Raw genomic sequence first — 22,022 nt, 5'->3', positions numbered from 1 at the left:
GGCGAGCACGGTCGCGTTCGAGACCGCCAGCGCCGTTCCGTAGCGCTTATCGAGGAACTGGAGCGCAAGGTTGGTATAGACGTAAGCGCGCGCTTGCAGCAGGTCTTGGTTGGGCGCATGTCCGTAACCGACGGCGCTGCCGAGAAAGGCGAGGTGCGCGGATAGCATCGCCTGATAGGCCTGGTAACGCATCACGCCGGGTTCGAGCGTTGCGTTGATGGGCTGATCGAGCGCGGAGAGAAAAGTGGAGTCGGTGCTGAGGTCGACGATGGCCGAGCCGATGGCCCAGGTGCCCGCGCCTTCGATGGGGCTGCCCTGCGCATTCGTGCGGCCATAGGGGTTCGATACAGTCGCCGAGGTCGCGCCGACGCCGTTCCAAGCAGTCATGTCTCCCCAGGAGCCGTTGAGCGACTGCATGAAAGAGTAGGAGTCGAGCGCGCTGTAGATGGCCGGTACGAGCGGGGCCGATTTGTAGAGCGATGGGACGATGCCAGGCGTGCTGTAGACATACGCCAGCATGTCCAGCCGCTCCATGGCGACGTTGTTTCCGGCGGAGGTGTCGATCGCCGCGTTGTTGAGCCACTGGGTCAGGGTGTAGCTGTTCGAAGGACTCTTGCCGGCATCGAAGTAGCCATAGATTTGAGCGGGAACCGTGCCTTTGGCTACGGCGCTGCTCCAGGCGGATCCGTAGATCTGATTCGATTGCACGGTTTGAAGCAGCGCGGTGATGGAGGTGGTAAGGCCGTTGAGGTAGGCTGCGTCGAGCGCCGCGGGCGTGGGCGTCGCGCCGGCGGGCGCCGTGCCTTGCGGGTCGGCCGGGTCGAGGATCAGGTAGGGGTTGGTGTGGGTGAACGCGGAGTAGATGGGGCGCGAGGTCGCGCCGGCCGGAAGGTTCGTGGTGACGTTGTTGTAGTAGTAGAAAGACTGGGCAGCGTTGAGGGTTAGGGTAACGGAGGTCTTGCCGGTGGTCATCGCGAGCGGGATGGCAACGGTCTCGTAGAGGAATCGCCCCGCGAAGGCGGGGTCGGCGGTCTCCTGGTAGTCGATCTCCGGTTGATTGGTGGAGTAATAGTTGGAGACCTGGTAGCCCTGCTTGGCGGTGTAGAGGTAGATGACGTCGAGCGTCGTATCCGAGCCCCAGAGCTGGAGGGTGAGATAGTTCTGGAGCGAGGGGTCGCAGGCCATCGTGAAGGTCAGGGCCTGATTGTAGGCCGGATTGCCGATGTTGGCCGCGGTCGCCGACGGTGCAATTTCACGCCAGGTCTGGCCGAGCGCGCCCGTGCCCATCGGGTTGCCGAGATTGATGAAGCCGTGAACGGACTCCGAGAAGGCATCTGTCCCAAGGTCGCCGAAGCGGATGCGGTCGAGGGCATTCGAGGTCTTCGCAATCGCCTGTCCGCTCATCCGTGAAGGCACGGCGAGTAGACAGGAAAGGACGGCGACGAGCCCGAAGGCGTAACGTTCACGGAGATTCAACTTCATGTGGCGGCGTCTCCTGGCGGGTGCGCCCGGACCGGCAGTCCGGGACGGCGGCATGGGGTTACGAGAAGCGGAGAGAACGATAACATTAACATTTTTATTTTTGCAACAGGCCCAGGTGGCCTGCGCAGCTTGAACCGCCTCGGGATACAGGCGACAATCGAGAAAACATCGAGGGTCTATCGCTCCGCCGACTTGACAGCGCTGTAACTTCGTCGCTAGTCTTGCGACTCAGAAGCGATAACGTTATTTGGATAAAACATTGTGCGAGGACGCATGACGAACATCAACCGGAGGCAGTTGGGCAAAGGGCTGGCAGGCGGTCTCGCGGCAGGCCTGCTGGGAACGGGCAGGTCGTCTGCCGCGCCGCGGCCGTCTCAGATCGACGCTGCCTGGACGCCAGTCGCGCCCGGCGTCTGGAAGTCCACGCTCGGCAGCCCCGAAGCGATTACACCGGTGAAAGGCAGGCTGGTCGCGCCAAAGCTTACGGCGCTCGGCAGCATGCAGCACGCCGACAAGCCTCCGCTTGCCGTGCCCGTGGGAAGCGTCAGCGCACGTGGCGTTTCGGTAGAACTGCCGCTGCATACCAACGAGGAGATCTACGGCTTCGGGCTGCAGTTCTTCTCCGTGCAGCAACGTGGCAAGAAGCGTGTGACTCGGGTCAACGCCGACCCGCATATGGATACCGGCGACTCGCACGCACCGGTCCCGTTTTATGTGACGAGCCACGGCTACGGCGTGTTGATCGACACCGCGCGCTACGCGACCTTCTATTGTGGCGAGACCAAGCCAAAGCCGACCCAGGCGGCCGCCGCGGTGAATAGCGGCGATGTGCCGACGACGACGACCGAGCTCTATTCCAGGAACCCCGCCGATGAGGCCTCGGCGAAGGTACTGGTGGACGTGCCCGCGGCGCAGGGAGTCGATGTCTATCTCTTTGCCGGGCCGACGATCCTTGAAGCCGTACGCCGCTATAACCTCTTCTCCGGCGGCGGTATCGCTCCGCCGGAGTGGGGTCTGGGCTTCTGGTATCGCACGCAGAGCAACGCAACCGACAAGCAGGTCCTCGCGCTCATGAAGGAGTTCCGCGAGCGAAATATCCCATGCGATGTACTCGGGCTTGAGGCCGGCTGGCAGACCCACGCATACTCCTGCACCTATGCGTGGCACAAGGATCGCTTTCCCGATCCCGCATCGTTCGTCAGGCAGGCGAAGGCGCTCGATCTGCATGTGAACCTCTGGGAGCACGCGTTCATCCATCCGTCCTCGCCGGTCTTTACCCCCATGGTCGACCTGGCTGGGGACAAAGGGGTATGGGGCGGGCTGGTGCCGGACTTCGAAGATCCGCACGCGCGCAAGGTGTACGGCGACTATCAGGGCAAGGCGTTGCTCGATATGGGCATCGACGGCTTCAAGCTGGACGAGTGCGACAACTCCGACTACACGCGGGGCTGGTCGTTTCCAGAGCTGAGCAAATTCCCCTCCGGCGCCGACGGCGAGCAAATGCACAGCATCTTCGGACTTCGCTATCAAAGCGCCCTGTGGGATCAATTCGAACAGCGCAAGCGACCGACCTACTGTCTCGTACGTTCAAGCGGAGCACTCGCCGCGCCCTACCCATTCGTGCTCTACAGCGACCTATATGAGCATCGGCAGTTTGTGCGTGCCCTGGTGAACTCGGGCTTCAGTGGTTTGCTGTGGTGCCCGGAGGTTCGCGACGCAAAGAGCGACGAAGATCTGATCCGACGTCTGCAGACCGTCGTCTTCTCGCCGCTCGCCATGATCAATGGCTGGTACATTCCCAACCCACCATGGAAGCAGCTCGACCGCAAGAAGAACAACGCCAACGAGCTGATGCCACAGTGGGAGAGCCTCGAAGCGAAGTGCCGCGAGATCATCGGCTGGCGCATGATGATCGTGCCGTATCTGCGTGCAGCCTTCGCGAAGTATGCCGAGGATGGCGCCCCGCCGTTCCGCGCACTCGCTCTGGACTGGCCCGATCAGCCCGAGGTTGCAAAGATCGACGATGCGTGGATGGTGGGCGACCGCATGCTGGTCGCGCCGCTCTTCGCCGGCGAGACCTCCGGTCGCACCTTGATGTTGCCGCCTGGGACATGGCACGACTTCTGGACGGGCACTGTGATGCACGGGGGCACGAAGGTCCAGATCGCGTCGAGCTTCGAAAAGATTCCCGTGTATGTGAAGGCTGGCTCGGTGATGCCGTTGGCGGCAGTCACAAACTCGACTGCCGATCCCCATCGCAGACAGCTTACTGTGCAGGTCTTTGGAGATGGCTCGTTGCCGTTCGAGATGGCCGGCTCACTCAAGCTCAGCTGGGATCAAGCCGCGAAGAAGGGCAGTCTGATGCAGAGCGGCTCTGAGGCCTATACCGTTGCGAGCTGGTCGGTCAAAGGTTAGCTGCCGATCGAGGTCGTGTGTTTTGCTTCTGTAGAGGTTACAAATAACGATGCCCGACGATCGCTCGCCGAGCATCGTTGTCTTGCGTCGTTGGCCGTCAGTTTTTTGGCAGTGTTCGTACCGTTGGAAACCAGTAGGAGTTGAAATGTCCAGAAGCATCCTTCGTTTGGGTTGCGTTGCGCTCTCCGCCATGATCGCGAGCATCGGCATTCCCGCCTTCCCGGCAGAGCCCGGGGCGGCGCCCTTCGCCGCCTTCAGTACACCCGCCAGAGCGGTCTTGACCCGCCTCGACACGATGAGCAAAGGCCTGCCGGATGGCGCCTGGCGATATCACGCAGGCGATGTCGCGCATGGCGAAGACCCAACGCTCGACGACAGCGCCTGGAGCGTGGGTAAAGGGAAGTATGAGACGCCCGAGGGAAGCGTGTGGTTCCGTCAGACCTTCGTCATGCCCGCACGCTGGCAGGGATATGACCTGCGCAACGTGCGGCTTTTCTTTCAGTTCCACTCGTTTGCGCATGGCGCGATGCCGGAGATTCTCTACGTCAATGGCCGGCGGATTGCGATGGGCGACAACATGGAGCCGGTGGAACTGGTGGACCGGATCGAGCCTGGACAGACGATCACGGTGGCAGTGAAGCTGCTGCACACGGCGGACGTGAAACACATCTCGCCGGCTAGCTACATGCTTCGGTTCGACCCGGCACGGCCGAGCCCGGTGGATGTGGGAGACGAGATCCGCAGCGCCGCCGCCCTGCTGCCCATGCTGGTAAACGACACGGTGGAGCGAGAGTCGAAGCAGAGGATGCTCGACTCGGCTGCATGCGCGATCGACCTGAAGGCGCTCGATGCGGGAGACTCGGCTGCGTTCGACGCCTCTCTGCTGCGTGCGCAGGCAATCCTGCAGCCGCTGCGTCCTCTGTTGCAGACCGTCTCGATGCGACTGGTGGGCAACTCGCATATCGATACCGCCTGGGTCTGGCCCTGGACGGAGACAGTGGACGTGGTGCATCGCACGTTCTCCACCGCCTTGCAGTTGATGCCTGAGTATCCACGTTATGTCTTTACACAGCCAGTGGCGCTCTACAGCGCGTGGATGGCGGAGAAGTACCCGGACATCTTTGCCGAGATGAAGAAGCGCACCGAGGAGGGCCGCTGGGAGCCGGTCGGTGGCATGTGGGTCGAGCCGGACCTGAATATGCCGGACGGCGAGTCGCTGGTGAGACAGTTGCTGATCGGAAAGAGCTTCCTGCGCAAAGAGATGGGCGTCGACGTCAACGTCGGCTGGAACCCGGACTCCTTTGGCTACAACTGGCAGTTGCCGCAGATCTACAAGCGGTCGGGCGTCGATTACTTCGTCACCCAGAAGCTGACATGGAATGAGAGCAACACGCTGCCGCTTAAGCTCTTCTGGTGGCAGTCGCCCGACGGCAGCCGCGTACTGACCTACTTTCCGCGTTCGTACGACCAGGACACGGAGGCGGTCGGACTGGCGGAGAGCTCTGCCGAGGTGGCGAAGATCGTTCCCGGCGACGAAACGCTGATGCAGTTGTATGGTGTTGGAGATCATGGCGGCGGACCCACGCGCGTGATGCTCGACAACGCCCAGCGCTGGATGCAGCCGGAGAAGGTCTTTCCGAAGCTCGAGTTCTCGACCGCGAAGAGCTTCTTCACTTCGATGACCGCGCAGCTCGACGACCCTGCCAGGGCGCCTGTGTGGAACTACCGCACTCTCGCGAAGGGCGTGAACCAGATGCCTGCGGCGACGGGTGACCGGTTGAAGATCCCGGTGTGGAACGATGAACTCTATCTGGAGTTTCATCGTGGAGTCTTTACCAGTCAGGCAAGGCACAAGCGCAACATGCGGGTGAGTGAACGAAGCGTGCTCGATGCGGAAAAGTTTGCCTCGATCGCTTCCTTGAGCGGCCATCCCTACCCCGCTGCGCCGTTGACCGAAGCCTGGAAGAAGGTACTCTTCAACCAGTTCCACGACCTCGCCGCGGGGTCGAGCATTCCGGTCGTCTACACCGACGCGGAGCGCGACTATGAGTCGGTTCGGCAGACCACTGGCGAGGTGCAGGCAAACGCGCTTGCGGAGATCGCCGCGAAAGCCGACACAAGAACACACAACGGCGCCGTGCCGGTCATCGTGTTCAATCCGCTCGGCTGGCAGCGGACGGATCTGGTCGATGTTCACGTGCAGCTTGCGGCTCCGGCGAAGTACGGGGTCGTGCTGCAGGCCCCCGACGGCAAGCCGATGCTGACACAGACGATCGACATGGATGCGAGCACCGCCAGCTATCACCTGCTGGTGCGTGCCGAAGACATCCCTTCGCTGGGGTATAAGGTCTTCGAGGCACGGCCCGGCAGGACGCAGGCATCGACCGATCTGCATGCGACGCAGACGACGCTCGAGAACGCTATGCTGCGGGTGGAGATCGACCCCGCGAATGGATGCATCGCTCACCTGATCGACAAGCGTTCGGGCTTCGATGCGATCGCCTCTGGAGGTTGTGGGAACGAGCTGCAGACCTTCGTCGACCTGCCGAAGAAATACGACGCATGGAACATCGATGCCGATGCGTTGGATAAGATGACGCCCATTCGAGCGGCAGACGCTGTAAAGCTCGTGGAGCAGGGTCCGCTGCGCTCGGCGATCCGCGTGGAGCGTCACTTCGGCAAGTCGAAGTTCACGCAGGACATCGTGCTTTACGCCGGCATGGATCGCGTCGAGGTGAAGAACGACTTCGACTGGCAGGAGACTCATACTCTGCTGAAGGCGGCATTTCCGCTTGCGGCTTCGTCCGGGCAGGCGACGTACGAGATCCCGTTCGGAAGCATCGAACGGCCAACGACGCGCGCGAACTCCATCGAGAAGGCGAAGTTCGAGGCGCCCGCTCTGCGCTGGGCCGATCTCGGCGATGGATCGCATAGCTTCAGCCTGTTGAACGATTCGAAGTATGGCTACGATGCGGTGGGCAATGTGCTGCGGCTCTCGCTGCTGCGTTCGCCCACCTACCCCGACCCCAATACGGATCGTGGCCGTCAGGTCTTCACGTATGCGCTCTATCCCCACAAGGGCGACTGGCGCGAGGCGCAGACCGTGCGTGCCGGGTATGCGTTGAACGATCCGCTGATTGCGATGCAGACCCATGTTCATCCGGGGGCGAACTCCGAGGCCAGCTTCGTCCGCATCGACGCGCCGAACATCGTGCTGACGGCTGTGAAGAAAGGCGAGGCTGGCAACAACCTGGTCATCCGGTTCTACGAGTCGCAGGGGCAGTCGACGACGGCTGTCCTTACCGTCCCGGGCAAGGCGCTAGGCGCGGAAGAAGTCGGAATGATGGAACAGGCCGGAATCGGCGCGCTGCCGATGGCTGGCGGCAAGGTGACGATCGCGGTGAAGCCTTATGAGATTCGTACGATCCGGGTGCGGTACTAGGGCGGATTACCTTTTGCTGGCGAGCAGCCCCAACTGCCTGTCATCCTGAGCGTAGCCGAAGGACCTGCTTTTGTTCTTGCTGCTGTTGCTTGTCTTCCGCCTCTGACCGGAGCATGAACCGGCAACGACAAAAGCCTCAAGCAGGTCCTTCACTTCGTTCAGGATGACAAGCATTGCGGCTGCTGCTTGAGACCTAAAGGTAATCCGCTCTAAGAGACCAACGTGACCTCTTCGAAGCGAACCTCGGTCGTGACCGACTCGATACCGGAGTGAGCGTAGAGCCCGAGGGTGAGCGCGCCGGCCGGTGTCGGCGCCTTCGCGATCTCGGTCCAGTCCGTGGCGTTGACGGAGATCGAGGCATGGGTTTCGTCCGGTCCCGTCTTCAGGCGCATCCAGAGCGGATCTGCGAGGCGGCCGTTCTCGATCGTGGGGGAGACGAGCGGCGCCTGACCGGCGAGCTTCATCCCCGCCGCGCCTGTGCGCTCGAAGAGGGAGGCGCTCCAGGCTGGATGTTCGGGCATGCCTGCCTTCGGTGAGATGTGCAGCAGGATCTCTGCTGCCGGCGAGGCTCCGCGCAGCACCAGTCCAAGCCCGACGAAGCCGGAGGCTACAAGAGGGTTGAGCTTCGCGGTGAGCGTCGCCCCCGGGGGCGCCGGGTGCTCGATGCTGAAGATAGCCCCTCCCTTGTCGGGAGGGAGTGCGCCGTCCGCCGTAAGGATGAAGGCTGTGCCATCGAAGCTGGCCGATGCGTTGAGCCTTCCGTCGTTCCGTGCGTGCCATCCAGCGGGCAGGCCACGCATGCCGACGACGGGTAACGATGCCGAATGCCGGGACGGCAGCGTAACGCGGTAGGAGTAGAGCCGGCCAGGTTCGGCGGTGCGGTCCAGATACGTTCTCGCGGTCAGGCCGGTCGCCAGCGGCGCCCACCGGTCCTGTGCGGCATCTGCCCGCTCGAGCACGACGGCAGCTCCGGAGGCGAGTGGTACGACATCGAGCATGATCCCGTCGGCATTTCCTTGCGCGTACAAGACGGTCAAGGGCGTCGGGGATGCGTCTGCCGACGCGGAGCGCTCAGGGCGCGTGTAGAGCAACGTGCCGTAACCGGTGGCGTCCGCCTGAAAGGGAGCGCCTTCTGGACGAAGTTTTTCTGCCGCTTTCTCGGTCCAGGGAGCGGCGATGCCGCGCCGCCGGCTGTAGTGGTTGTAGATCTGCTCATAGACGGCACGAAGGGCGCTGCGCTCGGAGTTCACCGCGTGCCGGTATTTTCCTGTGCGATCGACATCCGGCGTAAAGGGCACGTCGCCGCCGAGCCCATATTTCGCGGTGTACTCGAATCCCACGAGTAAACGGTTGTCGACGGCTCCGTACAGGTCGAGTCCCTGGCGCCAGGCTATCTCGCAGGCATCCCCCATGTGAGCGATGCCGAGTTGCGTGTGTTGTTGATCGCGGCCGCTTTCCTGGCATTGCCCGGTGGCATAGATGTAGTGCTCCAGGCGGCCATCGCCGCAACCGTGCAGGTAATACGTGACGGCGCGGTCGAACATGCTTCGATCGTCGGTATAGACGGCGATGGCAAGCATGAGCTTGATCGCAGCCGTATCCCAGTTGCCGTTGGCGAAGGCCGCGAAGTTTGCGATGACAGGGTAGAAGACCTGCGTCAGCAGATCGCCGAACCTGGCTGCGTCCGCCCGCTCCCAACCCGATGCCGTATGGCGAAGCAACTCAGCCGCATTCGCCATCTTGAAGCCTCCCAGCGATGCGCACAGGATGGCGTCAAGCCCGGAAATTTTCTTGAGGGTGGCGGACCAGTCGTTGAGGATGGAGATCGCGGTGGCGGCGAAGGCGAGGTCGCCCGTGATGCACCACATGAGCGCGCACTGATAGGCGGCGTTCGCGTCCTGATCAAAGAACTGGAAGCGGATGTTGGGATTGCGGCCGATCTCGGCGGATGCGCCTGCACTCTTGTACGTCTTCGACGAGGCGGGGTGCTTCTGCATGACCTCGAAGCCTGCGTAGATAGGCTGGGACTTCGAGGCAACGGCCTGTCGCATCCGGGCGAGATCAACTGAGCTATGAAGCATTCCAGGGTGGACGAAATCGCTCGCATGGCTTTGCGCGCGGAGCGGCAAAGCACAAGCTGCTGCCGAGGACGCGAGAAGGGCGTTGAAGGTCCGGCGGGAGAGATTCATACTGAGCTCAAAGCGTTAGCGACGGCATGAATAACGTTATACATCGTGGGCAAGCGTTGTCAACACATGCCCCTTGTGCACGGATCGGCGGCTATGACTTCTGCGCCTCGTGCGGCCCGCATGAGGCACGGATCATCAGCTTGGCGGGTAGCAGGATCTTGGCGGGGCTGCTGCTGACACCGTTTTGCATTCCCTGAATGCCGGCCAGCAAAAGGCCCATGGCGCGGCGCGCGAGCTCCACAGGGCTTTGTGCGACGGTGGTAAGCGGAGGGTTGAGCACGGCGGCAAGGTCGAAGTCGTCGAATCCGATCAGCGCCATATCCTCAGGGATCCGAAGTTTCAACTCGCTGAGCGCCTGGAGAAGATAGATCGAAGTCCGATGATTGACGGAGAAGATCGCCGTGGGACGATTTTTGCCCGCCAATGCGGCGGTAAGCCAGTTGCGTACGTCGTCCAGAGTCGACAATCCGAATGCCGTCTGAGGCTTGAGCTTCGCGCCGTGTATGCGGCTCAGATATCCCTGGAGGCGTTCATAGACCGTGTACGTCTCCTCGTCGTATCCGACGCAGGCGATATGCTTGTGACCATGCTGGATGAGATGCGCGATGGCAGCCTCGGCGCCTCCACGATTCTCGACCAGCACGCAGTCGGTGTCGACTCCGGGCAGGGGACGGTCGAAGGCGACGATGGCAAGGCCGGTGTCCTGCAACGCCTGCAATCTTTCATCACCCGCCTTAGTCGAGGTCACGATCAAAAGGCCGGATACCTTGCGGCTGGCCATCAGCTCCGCCTGCTGGAACTCCAGATCGGCGTCACGTTCAGACGAGACGACCAGGGTCATATATCCGTCGGCCCGCGCCAGGTGCTGAACCGTATGGGCGCAGGCGGCGAAGAACTGGTCGGAGAGATCCGGCACGATAAGACCAATCATCCTGGCGCGCTGGCCTTTCAGCAGGCGAGCCGCCTCATTCTGCTGGTAGCCGAGCTGCACGATGGCGGCTTCCACCTTCTTGCGCGTGGATGCACGCACCGAAGGATGATTGTTGATGACGCGAGAGACGGTCATCAGGCCTACGCGCGCCAGCTTGGCGACCTCGCGGATTGTCGGTTTACGAATCTCGGTCTTCTTCATCGCACGATAAGGATAAATGACGTTATCGCTGATGGTCGCACCACTTTTCTCAAAACGTCGCCTTGAACGCCGTCTTAGGCAGATTTGCGGACTTCAAGAATCATCATGGCACCCTTCCTCTATGGAAGGACGAGGTTCGTTTCGAGCGGTGTGTCGACCGAGGAGTTGCCGACAAAAATATGGAAGGCGCCGGCCGGTACCTGCCAGGCGTGTGCAGCGTCCGACCAGAAGGAGAAGGAACGTGCATTGAGCGTCAGTCGAACGGTTTGCGATTCGTGGGGCTTGAGCGTCAGCTTCTGGAAGCCGCGAAGCTGCCGCGGCGGCTCATTGCCCTCGGGGATGGAAGGATAGGTGAGATAAAGCTGCGCAACGTCGGCGCCGGCCCGCACACCGTTATTCGTAACGGTGAAGCTGACTGACGCGGTGTGATTCGGCCCAGGGATCGCCTTCAGATTGGAAAACTGAAACTGTGTGTACGAGAGCCCGAAGCCGAAAGGGAAGAGTGGTTCGACCTTATGCGCCTGGAAGGCGCGATAGCCCACCTCCAGACCCTCGCTGTAGTGAACGGTTGTGCCGTTGCCGGGAAAACGGTCCGGCGTCGCGGCCAGCGTGTCCGATGTGGCGCGGGGAAAGGTGAGGGGCAGCTTTCCCGAAGGATTGACCTTACCCATGAGAATATCGGCAACCGCATTGCCATCCTCCTCACCGGGATACCAGGCTTCGAGGATCGCCGGAACCTGGTCGACCCAGGGCATGATGACGGCCGAGCCGCTCTTCAGCACGACGACCGTCTTCGGATTGGCGGCCGCCACTGCGGCGATCAGGCGGTTTTGCCGCTCGGGGAGGTCGATGCCGTGGTCGTGGTCCTCGCCTTCGTCATCGCCGACCATCAGGATGGCGACGTCCGCCGATTTGGCCGCGTTCACTGCCTCGTCGATGTCGTTACCGTCAAGCAGCAGAATCTTCGTCTGCGAGAGCAGCGCATAGTCGAGACCGTCTACCGGCGCGACGCTATACAGCGGAATGACATGCGAGCTGCCGCCACCGCCGGTCATCTGCCGCACGGCGTATGGACCGATGAGTGCGATCTTCTTGATCCGATCGCGATCGAGCGGCAGGAGCTGTCCATCGTTCTTGAGCAGCACCATCGACTGGGTGGCGATCGCGCGCGAGATGGCGCCGTTGGCTAGCACTGGAATCGGCTTTGGCGCCGGCTGTCGTCCGAACCAGCCCAGTTCCATCATCTTGGCGAAGCGGCGCATGAGCATCTCGTCGATGGTGGCAACGGGAACCTTGCCCGCGTCGACGGCCTTACGCAGCTCATCGCCGAAGTAGATACCGGTGGGGAGTTCGAGATCGAGCCCGGCAAGCGCACTCGGCACGGTGCTGTGGACCGCACCGAAATCCGACGTCACGAAGCCGTCGAAGCCCCACTCGCGCTTGAGCACGTCCGTGAGCAAGGGTCGATTTTCGCAGTTGAAATCGCCGTTGACGCGCGGGTAAGCGCACATGAGCGAGGCGACGTGCGCCTCTTTGACGGCGGCTTCAAAGGCCGGCATGTAGATCTCACGCAGCGGGCGCTCTGCGATGATTTCGTTGATCGTACCTCGGTCGGTCTCCTGATTGTTGGCGAGGTAGTGCTTGACGTTGGCGATCATGCCCGTCGACTGAATCCCCTCGATATTGGCGACTGTCAGGCGCGAGATGAGCCAGGGGTCCTCACCATAGCTCTCGAAGACCCGGCCGCCCTGGGGGACGCGGGCGATGTTGATATCGGGCGATTCGAGCAGGTTCGAATCGAGCGCGCGTGTCTCCTCGGCGGCGACGCGGCCGTAGAGTCGCGCCAGCTCCGGATCCCACGAGGCGGCGAGCGCGATGGGCGCGGGCAGCGCGGTTGCGGGCTTCTGGGAGCCCGCGCCGCCGGGTCCTACGCCCGCCGGACCGTTGGTCACGTGCAGCTCCGGGATGCCGAGCCGCTCCAGACCGGGCACGACGCGATAGTGATCCTTATCGCGAAAGCCATGCAGCTGGGCTATCTTTTCGTCGATCGACATGCGAGCTACCAGCGCTTTCGCGCGAGCCGTGGCCTCGGCATGCGAGATGTGCGCGGTAGGCTGCGCCGGCGCAGACGTACCGGCACAGAGGACGATTGCAGCGAAGGAAGTAAGCCGGAATGACAGCGTTAGGATTTGCACATTGATAACAATATCAATGGATTTCCAAATCCGTCCATTCTTTCCCGTTCGATCCGCAGTGGAGGGTTAACATTTCACACTTGCAGATTATGGGTATAAGAGTGCATCATGATGGCCGCGGAGCAATTCGAGAAAGAATGGGAACGATTATCACAATGGCATACATAGGGGCTCCTCCAGCCGGGTGCTTTATTCGCAGGCGCAGACTGCAGATTGCCGTCTGCACCATGGCGCTCGCGCTGGGTTCTTTACCGCAGGCACAGGGACAACTGACGGAGAACGAGAAGAAGGCGGCGGTCGGGGATGCTCCGGCAAATCCAGGACCGCTCGCGACGGATCTTTCCACCGCGGCAACGCCGGCGGCGGTGAAGGCCGCGATGCGCAAGGTGGCGGACTGGCAGACGGCGCGCATCGTCGACACCCCGAGCCAGGACTGGACCTTCGCGACCCTCTACGTCGGGATGCTTTCGGCCTCCGAGACGCTGCAGGACCGGAAGTATCACGACACGGTGTTGAAGGTGGCGGAGCACTACCGGTGGACGCTTGGCCCTCGCAAGCTGCATGCGGACGATCAGGCCATCGGTCAGGCGTATCTCTGGCTCGATCGCGAGAAGCCGCAACCGATCCGCATCGCGCCGCTTCGTAAGCAATTCGACGAGGCGATGCTCGCGCCGGACGATCCGGCCAGGCCGGTGTGGTGGTGGTGCGATGCCTTGTTCATGGCGCCCCCGGTATGGGCAGGGTTGACCCAGGCGACTCACGATCCGAAGTACCTGGCATACATGGATCACGAGTGGCGCATCACCAACGATCTGCTGTGGGACCCACAGGCGCGGCTGTTCTCCCGCGATCAGGCGTACCTGACGAAGCACGAGAAGAACGGCAGCAAGCTGTTCTGGTCGCGAGGCAACGGATGGGTGATGGGTGGCCTGGTGGGCGTGCTCGATGTGCTGCCCGCGGACGATGCGCGCCGCCCTTTCTACGTCGACAAGCTGCAGCAGATGGCCGGATCGGTGGCGAAGATACAGGGCGCCGACGGGCTATGGCGGGCTGGATTGCTGGATGCTCCGGACTATGCGCTGCCCGAGACCTCGGGTTCGGCGTTCTTCGTCTACGCGCTGGCCTGGGGGATCAATCACCATCTGCTCGATGCTGCTACCTATCGTCCCGTGGTCGAGAAGGGGTGGGCCGGGCTGGTGAAAAACGTCTACGCCGATGGCCGGCTCGGCAGTGTTCAGCCGGTAGGCGAAGCCCCAGGGGCCTACAGCGCAGGGGCAAGCTCCGTCTTCGGAACGGGCGCGTTCCTGCTGGCAGGGACCGAGGTAAGCCGGATGTCCTCGCCTGCTTCACACCCGGCGCGGCGCGCGGCAAAGTAGCTTTCATGCGAACGTTGGCGGTCTGGCACTTACTGGCTGAAGTAACTGAACGGGAAGTCGGGAGTTATATCGATGAGCAAAACGTACTCCATCGGCGTTGACCTTGGGGGAACAAATCTCCGTATCGCGGCGTATGCCGAAGGGACCGAATTCCTCGAAACAATCCTCGTTCCCACCCGCTTGGCGGAGGGCCGCGAACGCGTCGTACGGGATATGTGCGAGGCGATCGAAGCATTGATATCGGCCGATTTCGGCGGACGTGCTCTCGCCGGAATCGGTATCGGAACACCCGGGCCGCTGGAGCTACCGGACGGCATCCTGCGCAATCCCCCAAACCTGCCGGGCTGGGATGGTTTCAATCTCCGCATGGCCGTGGAGACGACTCTGGGCCGGTCCGTGCATATCGAGAGCGACGCCAATCTTGCCGCGCTGGCCGAGCAGGTCTACGGCGCGGGCAAGACGCATCGGGTCGACACGCTCTGCGCCGTGACTCTCGGCACCGGGGTGGGAAGCGGCATCATCCTGAACGGACAGATCTGGCACGGGTCGACCGGCATGGGCGGCGAGGCTGGACACATCGTGGTGAAGGACGAAGGCGGCGCCCCCTGCGGTTGCGGCGGCTTTGGCTGCCTGGAGCAGTATGCGTCCGCAACGGCTGTCGTGCGGCTGGCGTCGGAGATCATGGGCGATGCGGCGCCGGAGACCTCGCATGGTGTAGCGCTGGCCGCGCAAGCCGGCGACCGGGATGCCGCCGTGGTCTTCGAAGCGGTCGGGCACGCACTGGCGATCGGGCTGACCGGCCTGATCAACACGCTCAATCTGCCGCTGTTCGTTATCGGGGGCGGAGTCTGCGAAGCGTGGGAGCTCTTCTCTCCAACCATGTTCCGAGAGCTTCGTGCTCGCAGTTATGTGTACCGGCTGACGGCGCCGGAGAACCTGCAGCCGAAACGGCTGGAACGTCACAAAACGTATATCCTTGGCGCGCAGCTTGGGCCAACGGCTGGTCTGCTGGGTGCGTGCTTGTTGCCCCTGCGGCAGAATCTGAATTCCGCACTGCTCCCGGAGGATTTGTTTGCCCATCAATAAGTACATCCTGCGCAGCACCTTTGTGGGCGCGCTCGGCGGCCTGCTGTTCGGCTTTGATACGGCCGTTATTTCAGGCACTACCTCGGGGCTGACGCATGCGTACGGTCTGTCCGCGAACCAGCTCGGCATCACGGTGTCGATCGCCCTGGTCGGCACGGTCATCGGCGCGGCGAGCGCAGGTGCGTTGGGTCAGAAGTACGGATCGCGTGAGATGCTGAGACTCACCGCGATTCTTTACGTGCTATCGTCGATCGGCTGCGCACTCGCGCCAGACTGGCAGCTTCTGCTGATCGCGCGCTTCATCGGCGGCCTCGGCATCGGCGGCTCCTCGGTGCTCGGTCCGGTCTACATCGCGGAGCTCGCCCCGGCGAACATTCGCGGACGCCTGGTGGGGACGTTTCAGATCAACATCGTCATCGGCATCCTGCTGGCATATCTATCGAATTACCTCATCAGCCTGCTCAATCTGGGCGCGAACGAATGGCGTCTGCAGCTTGGCATCGCGGCCGTTCCGGCGTCGATCTTCTTCGGTCTGCTCTTCGGTATCCCGCGGTCGGCCCGCTGGCTGACGACCCAGAGCCGCTTCACCGAGGCGCGCGAGGTGCTGGAGCTGATGGGCTCGCCGAACTCGGAAGCGGAGCTGGCGGATATCCGCGAATCGCTGCATATGGAACGCGACCAGAAGGCGGCATCCCTCTTCGAGAACATGAACGGCCGACTGCGTTACGGCAAGCCGATCTTCCTCGCCATAGCCATCGGAGCGTTCAACCAGCTCAGCGGCATCAATGCGATTCTTTACTACCTCAACGACATCTTCGCGGCGGCCGGCTTCAGCCGCGTCTCGGGCAACGTGCAGGCAGTCGCCATCGGCGCGATGAACCTCGTCGCCACGCTGCTGGGTATGGCGTTGATCGACCGCGTCGGGCGCAAGATGCTGCTGTTGATCGGCGCGGTGGGCACGGCTGTCTGCCTTGCCGTGGTGGCGGCGATCTTCTCGCTGCATCGGCGCCAGGAGCTGCTGGTGTGGGCTCTGGTCGCTTATATCGCCTTCTTTGCCATCTCGCAGGGCGCGGTGGTCTGGGTGTACATCAGCGAGATCTTTCCGACGCGCGTGCGCGGCAAGGGACAGAGTCTCGGCTCCGGCACGCACTGGATCATGAACGCGGCGCTCTCGTGGATCTTTCCAGTCATTGCGGTCAAGTCGGGCGCCTATCCCTTCATGTTCTTCGCCGCGATGATGGCGCTGCAGTTCGTCGTGGTGCTGATCTTCTTCCCGGAGACGAAGCAGGTCTCGCTCGAGGAGTTGCAGCGCAAGCTGAAGATCGTCTAAGAGCCGCGTCCGACCGATGGAGGCTGTGAGCCGAATGCGTATTTGTTTCAAGTTCGTCCTTCTTCTGCTGCTTACCGGGGCGCCCCTGCTGGCTGCGAGTACACCGTCCTACACGCAGCCCGAGGCTACGGTGTGGCAGTACTCTGTGCCGCTCGAACAGGGCACGGAACGGCGCGCGTATCTATGGATTCCACCTGCGTGCAGCCATGTGCGCGGTGTCCTGTTCGGCCTGCAGAATATGCTGGAGCGTCCTATGCTCGAGGATGCGACCATCCGCGAGGCGGTCGCAGACGCGAACATGGCTATCGTGTGGGTCTCGCCCGGTGCATGGCCGGGCAAGCTGGACGTGCCGGAGCAGCCAAGCCTGAAGTTCTCTCCGCAGGCCGATGCGATTGCCGGCGTGCAGCATGTGTTGACTGCACTGGCGAAAGAGTCGGGATATAGCGAGCTGGAGTTCGCACCGCTGCTGGTCACGGGCCACTCGGCTGCGGGTCCGTTCGTATGGGGCATGGCATCGGCGCTGCCGGATCGCGTCTTCGCCGCGCTTCCTTACAAGAACACCATCTTCAAGGAGTTCAGCCCGATCGGCGTGCCGACGCTCTACGTCTCGCAGGAGTGGGCCGAGTGGGGCAAGCAGTGGGGCGAGGTCTGGCACAAGGAGCTTGTACTCGGCAAGGAGCTCCGCACACGCGAGCCGCATACCCTGTATGGCGATTTTGTCGATGTGGGCGCAGGGCACTTCGACTGGCGCCACGATTCCGCGACGGTACTGGCGATGTTCATCCGCAAGTCCGCTCACTACCGTCTGCCGGAACAGGCTGCTGAGAATCGTTCCGTGACCCTGAAGCCCATCTCGCTTCAGTCTGGCGTCCTGGTCGATCCCGACACGCTTGGCGCCGCAAGATACAGGGCCATTCCTTATGGCGAGTGGAAAGGGGATAAGGCAAGCGCCTTCTGGTACTATGACCGCGAGATGGCTGAGGCCATCAACCGCTACATGCTGGCTGGGCTTAGCCGTAAGCCGCAGGCGATCGATTTCATCGTCGACGGCCATCCCGTGCCACTCCTGGAGAATGGCTTCGCCCCGTTACGGCCTCAGTTTCTCGCCGATGGCGTAACCTTCCGGGTGCACGCCGAATCGCTCGACGTATCGCCGAGTGCGGCGCTCTACGGGGGAGCCGCCCTTGGACATGCTACCAATCCGATTACATACAGGGTGAGCAGCGGAGCACTGCGGCAGGTGGGGCCGGATACCTTTCAGGTTGCCATGCGTGCAGGCGGCGTGAAGCGGCAGGGCATGCCCTGGGAGCCCTGGTTGATGGCTGTCCAACCGGGGGATGCGCAGTATCGGTCGACGGACAAGCCGGCACACATCCTGATCGACATCTTCAACACGAAGGGCGAACCGCAGACTCTGAAGTTCGCGAAGATCGACGACGTGAAGCAAGGCACACGCGAGGTCGGCCTGGCGGCATCGGCAAGCTCGGGCCTGCCGGTACAGTTTTACGTGGAGTCCGGACCGGCCTTCGTCGATGGCAACGTGCTACGTCTTTTGCCCATTCCGGTGAAGAGCCGGTATCCCGTGAAGGTCATCGTATCGGCGTTTCAATGGGGCCGGGTGGGCTCGAACGCCGTGCAGTCTGCGGGTCCGCAGACGCAGGAGTTTTCCATCGTTCGGTGATCCGGACTCGCGTCATTGCTGGGTCACTTACGGCGGGCGGCGCTGTGAATATACTTCCGATAAGAAAGATTCTGTCTCTTTTGAATGTAGGCGCAACACGAACATCGCTTTGCGCCAACATGACAGCCTGAAGTAAACCCCTGCCGGCCGCCTATCCGAAGCGAAACCCCGCACTTCGACATCCAATAGACCATATGAGCGCAACCGATCCGCGGCCCCTCCAGTTTGGCTTCGACAACACGTACGCACGGCTTCCGGAGCGATTTTATGCGAGGCTGAGCCTGCGGCCGGTGCTCGCGCCTCGGCTCGTGAAGGTCAACGTAGAGCTGGCGCGCGCGCTGGGGGTCGATCCCGAGGCGCTGGTCACGCCGGAGGGTGTCGCGGTGCTTGCGGGCAACCGCGTCGCGCCGGGGTCGGAGCCTCTGGCGCTGGCCTATGCCGGACACCAGTTCGGGCAGTTCGTGCCGACGCTCGGCGATGGCCGCGCCAATCTGCTGGGCGAGGTCGTCTGCCAGGACGGCGCGCGCTACGACATCCAGCTCAAAGGCTCTGGGCCAACGCCCTTTTCGCGACGTGGCGATGGCCGCGCCGCGCTCGGGCCGGTGCTGCGGGAGTACGTCGTGAGCGAAGCCATGCATGCGCTCGGCGTGCCCACCACGCGCGCGCTGGCGGCCGTCACGACGGGCGAGAAGGTCTATCGCGAGACCGTGCTGCCCGGCGCGGTCATCGCGCGGGTCGCCGCAAGTCATCTGCGCGTCGGCACGTTTCAATATTTCGCCGCGCGCGGAGATGTGGATGGCGCGCGAACGCTTGCGGAGTTCGCCATCGCGCGGCACTATGGCGATGCCGCGCAAGCGACGCACCGCCTGCGCGCGCTGCTCGACGGCGTGATTGCGCGGCACGCCCGGCTGGTCGCTCAGTGGATGCTGCTCGGCTTCATCCACGGCGTGATGAACACGGACAACACCTCGATCTCCGGCGAGACGCTGGACTTCGGGCCGTGCGCGTTCCTCGAAGCGTTCGAGCCGGCGAAGGTCTTCAGCTCGATCGACCGGCAGGGCCGCTACGCGTATCGCAATCAGCCCTTTGCGGCGAACTGGAACCTCACGCGGCTGGCCGAGTCGCTGCTCCCGGCAATGGTGCTGGACGAAGGCGGCGAGGAGGCCGCGCTGGCCTCGGCCAACGAAGCGGTAGCCGCCTTCGAGCCGCAGTTTCAGGCGGCGCGCCTTGCCGGCCTGCGTCGCAAACTCGGCCTCACGACCGAGCGCGAGGGCGACGATGTGCTGGCGGAAGACCTGCTCGATCGCATGGCAGCCAACCGCGCGGACTTCACCCTGACCTTCCGGCGCCTGTGCGACGCGGCAGCCAACCCGGCGGGCGATGCCGCCGTGCGAGAGCTCTTCGCCGACCCCACCGCCTACGACGCCTGGGCGATGAACTGGCGGCGGCGGATTGCCCTGGAGGCGGTCTCCGACGCAGCACGCGCCACCGCGATGCGGCTGGTCAACCCGCACTTCATCCCCCGCAACCATCTCGTCGAAGAGATGATCGAGGCCGCCGTGGAGCGGCAGGACTATCAGCCGTTCGAGGCGCTGCTGGATGCGACCTCGCGTCCCTATGAGGATCGCCCCGGGCTGGAGCGGTACGCCACGCCCGCGAAGCCCGAGGAGTGTGTGCGCGCGACCTTCTGCGGGACGTAGCGCCTGCCGCAAGAACAGACAACAGCAAGAGCGCAATGCGGGGTTCTCTCCACTCCGCTGCGCTCCGGTCGAGATGACGGTTCTTTCGGCGCTCTGGAACATCGGATCCATCGCCAGCTCGTCATCTCGACCGAAGACGGAGCCGGAGCGGAGACCCCCGTATTGGCATTTCCAGACGCATGCTCCGCGTTATGAGTGATCGCAGCAATAGACTCTTCCCTTTCGCAACCGTGCTATGGCGTCTTCGCTATCCGCAAGTTGTACAGTGGTGAGAAGCCATGAAAAACATCCTCGCCGCCGCTGCCCTGCTCGTTGCCTCTGTGCCTGCCATCGCCCAGAAGATCGAGGCGACCGTACCGTCCAAAGCTCCGCTGCATGGCCGCCTGATCATCGTCTTCAGCAAGGACGACAAGACCGAACCCAGGATGCAGTTGGACGAGCAGTATAAGTCCGCGCAGGGCTTCGGCGTGGATGTGGGGCTCGACGGCGCGGCCTCCGTAAGCACGATCGCGGTCGATGCGAAGACCTTCGGCTACCCGCTCCGTTCGCTGGCCGACATCCCCGCCGGCGACTACTTCGTGCAGGGCGTCTTCAACGTCTACGACGAGTTCAGGCTGGGCTCGGGCAAGACCGTTTGGCTCGCGCCGGACAAAGGCGAAGGCCAGCACTGGAACCGCAAGCCCGGCAATCCGTACTCGAAGCCCGTAAAGGTACACTTCGATCCGAAGGCGAAGGAGCCCATCAAGCTGACGCTCGATCAGAGCATGCCCGCCATCGCCGGCAGCCCGCACGACCCGGAGGTCATCGCGCAGCACGCGCCCGAGGCGAAGTGGCTGCGCTATATGAAGTTCAAGAGCGACAAGCTCACCGCATTCTGGGGTCGCGACACGTATCTCGGCGCGTGGGTGCTGCTGCCGGACGGCTTCGACGAGCACCCCAACGCGCACTATCCGCTGGTCGTCTGGCAGGATCACTACAACGAAGGCATGCGCCCCGGATTCACCGCGACCCCGCCAACCGGCGCCAACGCACGCGCCTCAGCGGGCTACCGCTTCTACCAGGACTGGACGCAGGGCCGCGTGCCGCGCGTCATCATCCTCTATGTGCAGAACGCGAACCCCTACTACGACGACAGCTATGTGGTCGACTCGGCCAACGTCGGCCCCTACGGCTCGGCCGTCAACGACGAGCTGATCCCGGCGGTCGAGGCGAAGTATCGCGGCATCGGCGCGGGCTGGGCGCGCGCCACAGCTGGCGGATCGACCGGTGGATGGGAGTCGCTGGCGACGCAGATTCTCTACCCGGACCGCTACAACGGCACGTGGAGCGCCTGCCCCGACCCGGTCGACTTCCACGGCTACCAGAACATCAACCTCTACGACGATGTGAACGCCTTCGTCCGCAAGGGCGACTTCGGCTCGGTCCCCGTCGCCGGCGACCGCCTGCCGGACGGCTCCATCATCGCGACCGCCGGCGACGAGTTCGCCTACGAACAGGTGCTGGGCACGCGCGGCCGCTCGACGGAGCAGTGGGCGATCTGGCAGGCGGTCTTCTCGCCGCAGGGCGCGGATGGTTATCCGGCGCCGGTGCTCGACCCCATCACCGGCGTCATCGACAAGAAGGTCGTCCAGTACTGGCACGATCACTGGGACCTGGCCGCGATCCTGAAGCGCGACTGGCCGACCCTCGGCCCGAAGCTCGAAGGCAAGATCCATATCCAGGTCGGCGACGGCGACACCTACTTCCTGAACAACGCCGTCCACCTGCTGGACAAGCAGCTGCAGGCCACCACCGCCCCACACAGCGACGCGCAGTTCCAGTATGGTCCCGGCATGCCGCACTGCTACACCGGCGGCCCATCCGAATACACCATGCAGCAGAACAGCGCCAACTGGGCCCAGCGCATCATCCCGCAGATGACCGAACACATGGTCAAGACCGCGCCCGCCGGGGCCGACGTGAAGAGCTGGATGTATTGAAGCAGGCCGCTTTCA

General features: G+C 63.0%; 12 protein-coding genes. 8 read left to right on the top strand and 4 right to left on the bottom strand.

Features of this window, described 5'->3' with window-relative positions:
• Positions 1–1,482 (bottom strand): hypothetical protein (locus CHB87_RS18760; protein ID WP_217897075.1); only part of this gene is annotated, 1,482 nt, incomplete at its 3' end.
• Positions 1,483–1,755: 273 nt separating this feature from the next.
• Between CHB87_RS18760 and CHB87_RS18755 the strand changes: the two genes are divergently transcribed.
• A complete protein-coding gene (locus tag CHB87_RS18755; protein WP_089409980.1) occupies positions 1,756–3,897 on the top strand; it encodes a TIM-barrel domain-containing protein in 2,142 nt (713 codons plus the stop codon).
• A gap of 145 nt (positions 3,898–4,042) precedes the next feature.
• On the top strand, positions 4,043–7,339 hold the full coding sequence (locus CHB87_RS18750) for an alpha-mannosidase (protein WP_176441858.1): 3,297 nt from the start codon (positions 4,043–4,045) through the stop codon (positions 7,337–7,339).
• A gap of 209 nt (positions 7,340–7,548) precedes the next feature.
• Here the strand turns inward: CHB87_RS18750 and CHB87_RS18745 are convergent, their stop codons facing one another.
• The 3 genes from CHB87_RS18745 to CHB87_RS18735 all read right to left on the bottom strand — a co-directional run bounded on the left by CHB87_RS18745 (position 7,549) and on the right by CHB87_RS18735 (position 12,714).
• Positions 7,549–9,390: an alginate lyase family protein gene (locus CHB87_RS18745; protein WP_176441857.1), complete on the bottom strand. Its 1,842-nt coding sequence runs from the start codon at positions 9,388–9,390 to the stop codon at positions 7,549–7,551.
• Positions 9,391–9,619: 229 nt separating this feature from the next.
• The gene (locus CHB87_RS18740) at positions 9,620–10,660 is read right to left on the bottom strand and encodes a LacI family DNA-binding transcriptional regulator (protein WP_089409977.1); all 1,041 of its coding nucleotides are present in this window, start codon (positions 10,658–10,660) and stop codon (positions 9,620–9,622) included.
• A gap of 119 nt (positions 10,661–10,779) precedes the next feature.
• Positions 10,780–12,714 carry a glycoside hydrolase family 3 C-terminal domain-containing protein gene (locus CHB87_RS18735; RefSeq protein ID WP_089409976.1) on the bottom strand — a complete coding sequence of 645 codons (1,935 nt, stop codon included), beginning with the start codon at positions 12,712–12,714 and terminating at the stop codon, positions 10,780–10,782.
• 296 nt (positions 12,715–13,010) lie between these two features.
• On the opposite strand from CHB87_RS18735, the gene CHB87_RS18730 reads away from it, so the two are divergent.
• The 6 genes from CHB87_RS18730 to CHB87_RS18705 all read left to right on the top strand — a co-directional run bounded on the left by CHB87_RS18730 (position 13,011) and on the right by CHB87_RS18705 (position 22,007).
• Positions 13,011–14,231 carry a glycoside hydrolase family 88/105 protein gene (locus tag CHB87_RS18730; protein ID WP_245818087.1) on the top strand — a complete coding sequence of 407 codons (1,221 nt, stop codon included), beginning with the start codon at positions 13,011–13,013 and terminating at the stop codon, positions 14,229–14,231.
• A 72-nt stretch (positions 14,232–14,303) separates the two neighbouring features.
• Positions 14,304–15,317, top strand: a complete 1,014-nt coding sequence (locus CHB87_RS18725) for an ROK family protein (RefSeq protein WP_089409974.1) — start codon at positions 14,304–14,306, stop codon at positions 15,315–15,317.
• Entirely contained in the window at positions 15,304–16,647 is a 1,344-nt protein-coding gene (locus tag CHB87_RS18720) for a sugar porter family MFS transporter (protein WP_089409973.1), read from the top strand. Before CHB87_RS18725 ends, CHB87_RS18720 begins: the two co-directional genes overlap by 14 nt.
• A 34-nt stretch (positions 16,648–16,681) precedes the next feature.
• Positions 16,682–18,328, top strand: coding sequence for a hypothetical protein (locus CHB87_RS18715; protein WP_089409972.1), 1,647 nt, complete (start codon positions 16,682–16,684; stop codon positions 18,326–18,328).
• 194 nt (positions 18,329–18,522) lie between these two features.
• Positions 18,523–20,028, top strand: coding sequence for a protein adenylyltransferase SelO (locus CHB87_RS18710; RefSeq protein WP_089409971.1), 1,506 nt, complete (start codon positions 18,523–18,525; stop codon positions 20,026–20,028).
• A gap of 278 nt (positions 20,029–20,306) precedes the next feature.
• Positions 20,307–22,007, top strand: a complete 1,701-nt coding sequence (locus CHB87_RS18705) for an alpha/beta hydrolase-fold protein (protein WP_089409970.1) — start codon at positions 20,307–20,309, stop codon at positions 22,005–22,007.
• The last annotated feature ends 15 nt before the right edge of the window (positions 22,008–22,022 follow it).

This window comes from Granulicella rosea, assembly GCF_900188085.1.
GTDB classification, from domain to species: Bacteria; Acidobacteriota; Terriglobia; order Terriglobales; family Acidobacteriaceae; genus Edaphobacter; species Edaphobacter rosea.
Note: the sequence above shows the minus strand (reverse complement) of the source record. Positions and strands in the feature narration are given on the sequence as shown.

What these genes read in the sequence shown, in the direction of transcription:
- CHB87_RS18755 (WP_089409980.1), top strand. Translation starts at nt 1,756, where the DNA reads ATGACGAACATCAACCGGAGGCAGTTGGGCAAAGGGCTGGCAGGCGGT.
- CHB87_RS18750 (WP_176441858.1), top strand. Translation starts at nt 4,043, where the DNA reads ATGTCCAGAAGCATCCTTCGTTTGGGTTGCGTTGCGCTCTCCGCCATG.
- CHB87_RS18745 (WP_176441857.1), bottom strand. Translation starts at nt 9,390, where the DNA reads ATGCGACAGGCCGTTGCCTCGAAGTCCCAGCCTATCTACGCAGGCTTC.
- CHB87_RS18740 (WP_089409977.1), bottom strand. Translation starts at nt 10,660, where the DNA reads ATGAAGAAGACCGAGATTCGTAAACCGACAATCCGCGAGGTCGCCAAG.
- CHB87_RS18735 (WP_089409976.1), bottom strand. Translation starts at nt 12,714, where the DNA reads ATGTCGATCGACGAAAAGATAGCCCAGCTGCATGGCTTTCGCGATAAG.
- CHB87_RS18730 (WP_245818087.1), top strand. Translation starts at nt 13,011, where the DNA reads ATGGCATACATAGGGGCTCCTCCAGCCGGGTGCTTTATTCGCAGGCGC.
- CHB87_RS18725 (WP_089409974.1), top strand. Translation starts at nt 14,304, where the DNA reads ATGAGCAAAACGTACTCCATCGGCGTTGACCTTGGGGGAACAAATCTC.
- CHB87_RS18715 (WP_089409972.1), top strand. Translation starts at nt 16,682, where the DNA reads ATGCGTATTTGTTTCAAGTTCGTCCTTCTTCTGCTGCTTACCGGGGCG.
- CHB87_RS18710 (WP_089409971.1), top strand. Translation starts at nt 18,523, where the DNA reads ATGAGCGCAACCGATCCGCGGCCCCTCCAGTTTGGCTTCGACAACACG.
- CHB87_RS18705 (WP_089409970.1), top strand. Translation starts at nt 20,307, where the DNA reads ATGAAAAACATCCTCGCCGCCGCTGCCCTGCTCGTTGCCTCTGTGCCT.